Genomic DNA, 10,254 nt, shown 5'->3' with positions numbered 1-10,254 from the left:
AATGAGGTAAAATCCATTTTTCCAGTTTATCTTTGCTTATGAGTTCCAGATTTTAGTTCTTTTTTTTTGCAACTCTAAATTGCTAATTTTCTGGAAACTCTTTTTCTAAAAAAGTTTAAACAGGCTTTTTATCATGAATTCAGTTTTTTTTAAATAAAACATGATATATAATTTATTTTAAACTCCTCCTCAAAATTTCAGAAACCTTTTCAATTTCCTCTAACGTATTAAAATAATGAGGTGAAAGCCGTACTGCTCCGTCAACCTTTTTGTCTGTAAAATCAATCAGTGCAGAATGTTTATAGCTTGCAGAAAAGAAAACATTATTTTCTTTTAAAACAGTTTGGATATTCTCCAAATCATTATCCTGACCGCAAAAAGTAACGATAGCGCTTAAGTTTTTTCCGATATCTAAAACCTTAAAACCACTTTCAGCTAAATTTATTCGAAGTGTTTCGGCTAATTTTTTGTTATAATCTTCAATCTGATCTAAACCTATTGCATTGGCATATTTTACCGCTTCCATCATTCCTAAAACAGCTGCATAAGAAACTTCCCAATGCTCAAATCTCTTTGCAGTTTTAAACAATTCATAGTTATCGTATTCAGACCAATGCGCTCCTCTCATATCCAGCAAAACAGGAGCATAATCCTGTTCTAAAACTCTGTCTGACACATACAAAAATCCGCTTCCTCTCGGCCCTCTCATAAATTTTCTTCCGGTTGCAGTTAAAAAATCACAGCCTATTTTTTCAACATCAACAACCATTTGTCCAACTGACTGACAACAATCCGCCAAATATAAAACATCATATTGACGACAAATTTTTCCGACACTTCCAACATCCTGAATCAATCCTGAGTTTGTCGGAATATGTGTAACCGCAACCAGTTTTGGCTGATGTTGTTTAATTGAATTTTCAAGATCTTCTAAGTCAAGCTCGTTATCTTCCAGTTTTTTAATCCTGATAATTTTTACATTCAACCGTTTTTGAAGTGAAATAAAGGTAATCTGATTGGAAATATAATCATCAACTGTCGTAATAATCACATCTCCTTCTTTAAAAATAATGCTCGAAAGTGCCTTTGCAAATGCTTCTGTAGCACTTGTCATGAAAGCAATATTGAAAGGTTTGCAATTGATTAGTTCCGCTGTTTCTAAATAAAAATTTTCAAGTAATTCTGCATTTCTGTTGGCAATTTCATATCCTCCGAACTGTTCTTCCTGCTGAAGATAATCAATCATCGAATCTACCACAACATTGGGCATTAACGATGAACCTGCATTGTTAAAGAATAATTTTCCATCTGATAAACCTCTTATTTCCTGTCTTATTTTATCTGTATTCATTTTCTATTTCTAATGATTATATTTAAGTATAGAATCTGCGTTATCTGCAAAATCTGCGAGAGATAAAATTAAAATAAGTTCATACAGATTTTGCGATAGCGCAGATATACATTGAGATTTCAATTGACAATTTTATACAAAAAATCCCGAATTTGAAATATCGGGATTTATCTATTTCTAAATTTGTTTTATTTAATCTAAAACGCTCCAACCTCTTTTCGGATTGGTATTTGAAGAAACTTCCTGTTCGTTGACAATGATATTTTCTTTTCTCTGGCCAATGTAATCAAGCTCGCTCAGTTTTGAGAAAATATTTTCCAGACTTTTCAGCATCAGACTGATGTGTAAAAGCGGTTCGCCTGAATTGTGATGGTCGTAGTTTGTTTCTGCAACAGTTGAAAGCTGATTCAATAAGGTATGCGGTGCAATTTCACTCCATTCTAAGCTGTAATTCAGCATTTCTTCCAATTCTCCGGGAACTAAAATCTGAGTTGAATTGTACATTCTCAACGCTAATTTCGCAAAAGTTTCAATTAAAAAAACCGGTGGTTGATACGGAATGATATTCCTGAACTGAAAATACATATCTCCGAAAGTATTGACCAAAACATTACACAAAGCTTTTACATTCAATGCCAAAGAAGTGTTCTGATTTTTATGGGAAGCTTTCTGAATAATTTTAAATGCATATTGCTGTAAATTTCCAATCGATTTTGCAAATCCGTTGTAATAATCAATCAAAACCGGATGACTCTGAATTGACGTACAAGGCGGAATAAAATTGGTATTCACCTGCGCTATATTTCCTTTAAAGTCCACTTTTCCGACAACCAAATAATTTCCTCCGGAATAATTGCTGTTCAGTGAACTTACCGGAAGCAGTTCAATGTGATAATTTGAATGCGCATTCGGGTGTCTCGGCGGAATTTCTTCAGGGTCAATATCTCCGAAAGGTACTTTATCAAAGGGATTTACAGAAACCAAAATATAGTATTCACCATCCATTTGATTTTCATCAATATTTAAAGATTTAGCCAGAGATTTTACACTGACTCTTCGATCTTTTAATTCTAATCGATATCCCGCTAAAGTTACTGCACTACAATTTTTGATAAAAAGCTGTACATCATTGGTTGCCGTATTATGAACATCAAAAATGGTTTTATCAGTAAACTCGTTAGACAAAGGCAACAAACCATAATTATAATTGGTTATCGGTAAAGAGCTGGAGTCTCTTATCGTATCGATTAAAAAATTATCCTGATCATTAAGATGTCTCTGTGAGACTTTCATTCCATCAACCCAGTTGATAGCAAAATGTTTTATGGGCTGTATCATATTGTAATACTTTTATTTGTGATTTTGATTTTATTTTTTTCCTTCTTCTTCGTGCTGAATCACTCTCTTACAAATCACCACTTCGTTTTCTGAAATCGTGTTTGTCGTAATATCCTGATCGAAATCAATGTATTTTCTGAAACTGAAAAATGATTTCTTCGTATAGAAAATCCAGTAATAAGGTTGTCTCTGTTCATCTGTTAAATGAATAATTGATTTCGGATTTTTGTGATTGTAATCATCCACAACCCTGAAAAACCAGTCTCCGAAAGTTACTCCAGTTGGTAAAGTTTTAGCTTTAATTCTAAAACGATTTGCATCTTCAAGATTTTTACTCAATTCAACATTTAACACCATTAACCGATCAAAATCTACTCCATCAAAATCAGGCGGTTTCTGATCTGGAGAATATCTCCATGTTTTATAAATATCAACTGGGATACTGATAAACATGATATAACAATAATAGAAAACAAACGGTATGAAAAACGTAAGAACACTCGTTGCAGACATAACCGGATATCCTGTACCTCTACTGATCCATTCAAATATCAAAACAAAAAGATAAGCTCCAACCAATGCACAGGTAACAGATAAAACAGATTCAAACAAAATACTCTTTGTCTGTGATGTAAAGTGTTTTCTGAAAAAATTGTGCATTAAATTCACATGAATGATTCCGAAAATCAGATAAATAATCTGCGAAATTAAATACCAATATGGGTTGAATGAATTCCCATCAAAACCGAAAAATCCCGGCAGAGCCAGACACAAGCTGCAAAGAAGTACATAGATGATGATGACTTTAATCTTTATGGCAGGCTGACTTCTTCTGATGAGTCCCATTATAAACATCATGATAACAGCAAGAAGCGGCACCAGAATATACCTGAAAAATATACCTTTTACTGAAGAAATTTCCATTGATTTCTTTTAATATTTAGTTTGATTGATGAATTGTAAATATAATTAAAATATTTTACAGAAACGTAGAATAACCGAGCCTGTTTGCATTTCTTTGGTCGTCTTCCAGCACAAAAGAATAGTCTTTTTTTTCTGTGATAAAATTTTCTTCGATATCTACAGAAACAGGAAGGCAATAATCGTACAAAGCTTGCAAGACTTGCCGAAAAGGATTTCCCGGAATATAGTTTTTCACCTCATTATACGGAATCGGACCAATATTTACAATCCAGTTTCTTTCGCCATCCATGTGTTTTCCGCTTGCGATGTACGTGACTCCCAATCTTGAATTTCCCAAAAGAATAGAAGAATCATCTTCTTTCATCCTGTCGATTTCATTGGGTGTAAAAGTAATTTCCACAGGAACTTTTAGAAAAGCGGTCATACAACGTTCAAACCACCTTTTATCACCTCTGATATTGTGGAAAAACGGTAAAATATGAAGAAAAATATAAGCATTCTGCTTATCCAGCATTTTAATAATAGGCCACAGTTCGCTGAAAATATGGAGAAGAGAATCGGTTTCACTGGCCAAATCGAAGTCGTATTCTTTAAGCAAAGCACTGATTTCTGTAAAGAAAATTTCCAGTTCAAAAGGTCTGAAAAATTTTCTGGCATCTTCTTCCACTCTTTTCTGCTTACGGATTTCTTTTACAACGCTTTCTACATTCTTTCTTGAAGTATTGAGCGAAGGCGGATGAAAAAGTCCTTCCGGAAGATAATCGTAGATTCCTTCGCGATAAGTTTTGATGTTGAGAACTTCTTCGTCAAATCCTAAATAGTGGCTCGAAATACTTTTAATGTCTTTTAAATAAGCTCTATCGTTGATGCCTATTCTTTCAATAAAAATATTGCTTACAGATCGGTGATATTTCAAAAGATTTACGGCAACTGCTTCAGCTTTAAAGTCTGTCTGCAGCTTATTGTAATTCATTTCTATCGTGCTGTTGTCGTACATATTTATTTGTGTGATCTTATATTGGTATCGTAAAGATAAAATATCTCCGATTATTGAAAAAGAATTTAGTTTACTTTTTTTAGCTTAAAAATCTTTATCTGATCTAATTTACTGATTTTCTTTTGTATTAATCGTTATTAAATAAGTTGGTTTGTGATTTTACATAAAATTAACAGTGCAATAACCAATAAATCATCATTTTCAATCTTAATTTCGGTAAGGCTGACTTATCTTTGCAACTCGAAAATTAATTTAAGAAATGAAAAGTATTTATTCTAAAATTCTGCTTTTGGCATTCGTTGCAAGTTCGGTTTATTCGTACGCATGGGGATTAACGGGACACAGAGTGATTGCAGAAATTGCAGAAAACCATCTTTCTGGAAAAGCAAAAAGAGAGATCAGAAAAATGTTGGGGCAGGAAAGAATGGCATATTGGGCAAACTGGCCGGATTTTATTAAATCTGACACAACAGGAGTCTGGAAACAGGCTTCAGCCTGGCATTATGTAAATATTGATCCAAAGACGGATTTTACAGCATTTGAAAAAGATTTAAAAGCTCAGGCAGGATCAAATCTTTATTCTCAGATTAAAGTTTTGTCAAGTCAGATTAAAGATGAAAAAACTTCTGAAAAAGACAGAAAAATCGCTTTGATTTTCCTCATTCACATGATGGGAGATTTGGCACAGCCAATGCATACCGGAAGATCTGAAGATTTAGGCGGAAACAAAATCAATGTTACCTATTTTGGAGATAAGACCAATTTACACTCAGTTTGGGACGGAAAATTAGTAGATTCACAAAAATACAGCTATACGGAATATGCAAAACTTTTGGATATTAAAACGAAAGATGAAGTAAAGCAAATTCAGTCCGGAACATTGGAAAATTGGTTTTATGATTCTCACCAGATTGCCAATAAAATTTATGCCCAAACTCCGGATGGCTCAAAACTATCTTACGATTATCAGTATAAATTCAATGATATTATGGAAAGACAGCTTCTTTACGGAGGTTTAAGACTGGCGAAATTACTGAATGATTTGTTCTAAAAAAAGTGAATGGTCAATGGTGAATTTTAAAAGTTAATTTTTAATCATCACTAAAAATAGTAGAGCGGAACTTTGGTTTCGCTTTTTTGCTTTAACTATAATAATTTTTCACACACTTTGTCATGCTGAAAGCATCTCAACTTAGTATTAGAGATTCAAGTTTAGATCCTTACAGGATGACAAACTCTGTGGATATTTTATGAATGTTGAATTAAATTAAACCTAACAGGTTTTGAAAACCTGTTAGGTTTGAGCGTTGTTTGATTTATTTATTAGTAGGAAATTTATCATTGTAGATTGAAACTTCAGAAGTTTTAAAACCCCATCGTAACTAGCCCCGATAGTAACGACATCCTTTTTGGTGGCGGTCGGAACGAAGAGGAGACAGCTACCAAAAAGATACAGTGGATAGCGGGAAAAAGCTACAAATAAAAGATATAAAATTCTTAGTAAAAACCAATAACCCCTTTATCCTCAATATCAAGGGGAATAATTTACGACTATTTTTTGTGTTTTAAATTAAATAAATAAAAAATATTGTAACTGGTGTAACCTTTATATTGCTTCGAGCGTATAATATAATAGCAACTCTATTTTTGAGAACAGAATAAATGAGACAATTAAAAATAACCAAGCAGGTTACCAACAGGGAAACCGCTTCATTAGACAAGTATTTGCAGGAAATTGGTAAAGTAGAACTGATTACAGCAGATGAAGAAGTAGATTTGGCACAGAGAATCCGTGCGGGCGACAGAGCAGCACTGGAAAAATTAATTAAAGCCAACCTTCGTTTCGTAGTATCGGTATCAAAACAGTACCAAAATCAAGGTCTTTCTTTACCCGATTTGATTAATGAAGGTAACTTAGGACTTATGAAAGCGGCAAAAAGGTATGATGAAACAAGAGGTTTCAAATTCATCTCTTACGCGGTTTGGTGGATTCGTCAGTCAATTTTACAGGCTTTGGCAGAACAGTCGAGAATTGTAAGATTGCCGTTGAACAAGATTGGTTCCATCAATAAAATCAATAAAGCTTACGCTCACCTTGAGCAGGAAAACGAAAGACCACCTTCTCCGGAAGAATTGGCTGAAGTTCTTGACATGAGCGAGGAAGATATTAAAGAATCGATGAAAAACTCCGGAAGACACCTGTCTATGGATGCACCTTTGGTAGAAGGTGAAGATTCTAATCTTTATGATGTATTGCGTTCAGGAGAATCTCCAAGTCCGGATAAAGATCTAATGCTTGAATCTCTACAAATAGAGATCGAAAGAGCTTTAAATACTTTAACGCCGAGAGAGGCCGATTTGGTAAGATTATACTTCGGACTGAACGGAAAACACCCGATGACTTTAGAAGAAATCGGTGAAACTTTCGATCTTACAAGAGAGAGAGTTCGTCAGATCAAAGAAAAAGCGATCAAGAGATTGAAACACAATACCAGAAGTAAGATCTTAAAATCTTATTTAGGTAAATAATTTTAACGAATAATTTATAGGCGGAGCTTGATTTTCAGGCTCCGCTTTTTTATTTTTTGAACTATAAAGTATATTTATTAATCCTACGGATTTCACGGATTTGCACAGATGATTGTAATTATTTTTAATAGAAAAACTAAATACAGAATAAAAATCTGTGTAAATCTGTGAAATCCGTGGGAATTAAAAAAGGAACTCAAATTGAGTTCCTAAGTTTTAATAAGTCAAAGTAATTCCTGCCCCCCAGCCCATTTCATTATCATAATTTCCGGAAACAGACAAATATTTATGTAAAATATAACGCAATCCCGTATTGAATTCGCCATCAGAATTCACCGTAAAATTTCCTCTCAATCTACGGGAAAGAGGAATATCTTCTCTGCTGAATTCCAATAAAACTTTTCCGTTTTGATCAATACTTGCATCGGCAGTAATCAACATGGGCAGAACATACTGTGCCCCGACAATGAAAGCGGCTTTTGTTTTTGAGGCTTTTTGCTGTCCGAACCAGGTTTTCTTACCATGAAAATTCATTCCCATATCTTCCGCCATTTGTCGTTCCATAATTTCATGGTTTTTCTGAATTCTGAAACCTGCATAAGGCAATGCCCACTGGAATTTTCCTAAGAATCTTCCAACTTTAAAATTTCCATCAAAATGATTGAAATCCCAATTCGAATGAAACTCATTCAGGTTTGCCCATCTCGGCCCGAACATCGTCATTGTCTCTGCATGCAGCTTATTACTATTGATGTCAAGCATTGCCATCGAGCTGATCATTCTGTTGTCTTTCAAAAAGTTTTTCCAGGCTAACTTTCTGTTCGGCAGCTGAGGATTCGGTCTTGAGTTTTCATAGCTGAAAATTCTTCCCATTCCTGCCATCATATGATACAGAATATGGCAGTGGAAAAACCAGTCGCCATCCTGATTAGCAGCAAATTCAATGGTATTCGTTTCCATCGGCATAATATCAACCACATTTTTCAGCGGTGAATATTCTCCTTTAGAATTAATCAATCTAAAATCATGACCATGAAGGTGCATCGGATGGCGCATCATCGAATTATTATACATCGTAATCCGCAGAATCTCCCCTTTTTTAACCAAAATTTTATCCGTTTCTGTAACCGTTTTATTATCCAGCGTCCACAGATAATGGTTCATGTTACCTTCTAATCTGAAGTTTAATTCACGAACATTTTCCGTTGGAAGAATCGTTTTTTCAGGAGATTTTAAAATATTGTAAGACAATCTTTTAATCGATTTTTCCTCACCCATATTCATTTCGGAATGATTGGAATGGTCTTCTTCTTTTTCTTTTTCTTTCGTCTTAATTCCCATCATTTCGTTCATGTGTTTCATTGTCATTTTTCTTTGGCTTTCAGGAAGTTCAGGGTACATGACTTCATTCATATCCATCATCTGATTACTCATCGTCATGTTCATCGGCTTCATATTTCCGCTCATTTCCATCATTCCGTTCATCATTTTCATGCCTTCAAAAAGCTTTAATCTGGGTAAATTTGGAGCTTCAACTTTTTCACCTGAGCCTAACCAAAGCGAAGCGTGACCAATCCTGTCTTCCGAAGTAGCTCGGAATTCAAAACTTTTATTTTCAGGAATTGTGACTTCAATATCGTAGGTTTCAGAAACCCCGACAATAAGACGGTCAACTTCCACAGGGACAACATCATTCCCGTCATTACCGACAACTCTTATTTTTCCGCCTCCAAAATTCAGCCAGAAATAAGTTGATGAGCCTCCGTTTGCGACTCGTAGCCGAACTTTATCTCCCGCTTTTAATTGAGAATATTCGGAACTTGACTGTCCGTTAATGAGAAATTTATCGTAATAAACGTCGCTCACGTCCATGGCTTCCATTCTTTTCCATTCATTAAGAGCTTTTGTACCGAAATTTCCGGACTTTATCGCTTCCCAATAACTTTGTACTGCATTTTTTTTGATGGCATACCAATCTGTATTGGCCATGTGAAGACGTCTTGCAATCTGCATTGGATTTTCATCGCTCCAGTCACCTAACAAAACGGGAATTTCTTTAGTGTAATTTACTTTTGGCTCGCCATCTCTTTTATTAAAAACCAAAATTCCGTTCATTCCTATCTGCTCCTGCAAACCTTCGTGAGAATGATACCAATACGTTCCGTTTTGAGAAATTTTGAATTTATATAAATGTGTTTCTCCGGGTTTTACAGGCTTCGTCGTTAAATACGGAACTCCGTCATGTTCATTCGGTAAAATCACGCCATGCCAGTGAAAACCGGTGTTTTCCTTGAGCATATTGTGAAGATAAATTTCTGCGGTATCTCCTTCTGTAAAATATAAAGTCGGAGCCTGCAATTTTCCGTTAACAGCAATTGCACGGCGGCTTTTACCTGTAAAATTGACGATCGTATCTTTTACATATAAATCATAACGAACCGTTTTTCCGCCAAAACTTACTTTTCCATTTTCTGAATTTCTCTTTAAAACAGAACTTTTTGATTCTGGTTCAGATTGATTCTGAACCTTAGAATTATTCTCAACTTCCACCAAATCCATTCCACATTTCGGGCATTTTCCGGGTTTATCAGAAATCACTTCCGGATGCATTGGACAGGTAAATTTTTGAGCTTGAGACTGTGATTTAGGCTGAGATTTTAATTGTGTTAAAATTTTATCCTGAGTTTTATTTGCAGAATTTAATACAGACTTTGCAATAACCACTTTTTCATCTTTTCTCACCTTTTTGACATCATTCTTTTTCTCAATCTCAATCTTAGCCTTAACCTTATTCTTTATTTCTTTCGATCTTATCTCCGTTTTCTGTACAGATTTCACGTCCGGTTTCGCTACAACATTTGATTTTATGATAATCGTCTTTTTCCTCAAGGTCATCCCACATTTCGGGCAATCGCCCGGTTTTGAGGAAACCACTTCCGGATCCATCGGACACGTAAAATAGGTTTTTGTAGTTTGTGAAAAATTTAAAACAGAGAATAGAAGCATCAGAAATATTATTAGCTTTTTCATAATATTTCGAAGTTTTTTAAAGTTGTATAACTTGAATTTTAATGCTTTACATATTGAATTTGTCTAAACTCTTTTGAAGCTGTTT

Annotated in this window: 7 protein-coding genes; 2 read left to right on the top strand and 5 right to left on the bottom strand. The window is 34.6% G+C overall.

Annotation, left to right across the window (positions count from 1 at the left end; genetic code table 11):
- Nucleotides 1-172 precede the first annotated feature (172 nt).
- The 4 genes from ACR1PN_RS15445 to ACR1PN_RS15430 all read right to left on the bottom strand — a co-directional run bounded on the left by ACR1PN_RS15445 (nt 173) and on the right by ACR1PN_RS15430 (nt 4,610).
- Nucleotides 173-1,351: an aminotransferase class V-fold PLP-dependent enzyme gene (locus tag ACR1PN_RS15445; RefSeq protein ID WP_433980770.1), complete on the bottom strand. Its 1,179-nt coding sequence runs from the start codon at nt 1,349-1,351 to the stop codon at nt 173-175.
- Nucleotides 1,352-1,543: 192 nt separating this feature from the next.
- Nucleotides 1,544-2,689: a hypothetical protein gene (locus ACR1PN_RS15440; protein ID WP_433980769.1), complete on the bottom strand. Its 1,146-nt coding sequence runs from the start codon at nt 2,687-2,689 to the stop codon at nt 1,544-1,546.
- A 30-nt stretch (nt 2,690-2,719) separates the two neighbouring features.
- Entirely contained in the window at nt 2,720-3,613 is an 894-nt protein-coding gene (locus tag ACR1PN_RS15435; protein ID WP_433980768.1) for a TssN family type VI secretion system protein, read from the bottom strand.
- 55 nt (nt 3,614-3,668) lie between these two features.
- Entirely contained in the window at nt 3,669-4,610 is a 942-nt protein-coding gene (locus ACR1PN_RS15430) for a type VI secretion system baseplate subunit TssG (protein WP_433980767.1), read from the bottom strand.
- A 259-nt stretch (nt 4,611-4,869) separates the two neighbouring features.
- Between ACR1PN_RS15430 and ACR1PN_RS15425 the strand changes: the two genes are divergently transcribed.
- Both ACR1PN_RS15425 and ACR1PN_RS15420 read left to right on the top strand, forming a co-directional pair.
- Nucleotides 4,870-5,661: a S1/P1 nuclease gene (locus ACR1PN_RS15425; protein ID WP_433980766.1), complete on the top strand. Its 792-nt coding sequence runs from the start codon at nt 4,870-4,872 to the stop codon at nt 5,659-5,661.
- 611 nt (nt 5,662-6,272) lie between these two features.
- Nucleotides 6,273-7,139, top strand: a complete 867-nt coding sequence (locus tag ACR1PN_RS15420) for a sigma-70 family RNA polymerase sigma factor (RefSeq protein ID WP_027385416.1) — start codon at nt 6,273-6,275, stop codon at nt 7,137-7,139.
- A gap of 216 nt (nt 7,140-7,355) precedes the next feature.
- Here ACR1PN_RS15420 and ACR1PN_RS15415 read toward each other — a convergent pair whose 3' ends face one another.
- Nucleotides 7,356-10,169, bottom strand: coding sequence for a multicopper oxidase domain-containing protein (locus ACR1PN_RS15415; RefSeq protein WP_433980765.1), 2,814 nt, complete (start codon nt 10,167-10,169; stop codon nt 7,356-7,358).
- Between the last annotated feature and the right edge of the window lie 85 nt (nt 10,170-10,254).

It is taken from the genome of Chryseobacterium sp. RLHN22 (assembly GCF_051011795.1).
Taxonomy (GTDB): Bacteria; Bacteroidota; Bacteroidia; order Flavobacteriales; family Weeksellaceae; genus Chryseobacterium; species Chryseobacterium zhengzhouense.
Note: the sequence above shows the minus strand (reverse complement) of the source record. Positions and strands in the feature narration are given on the sequence as shown.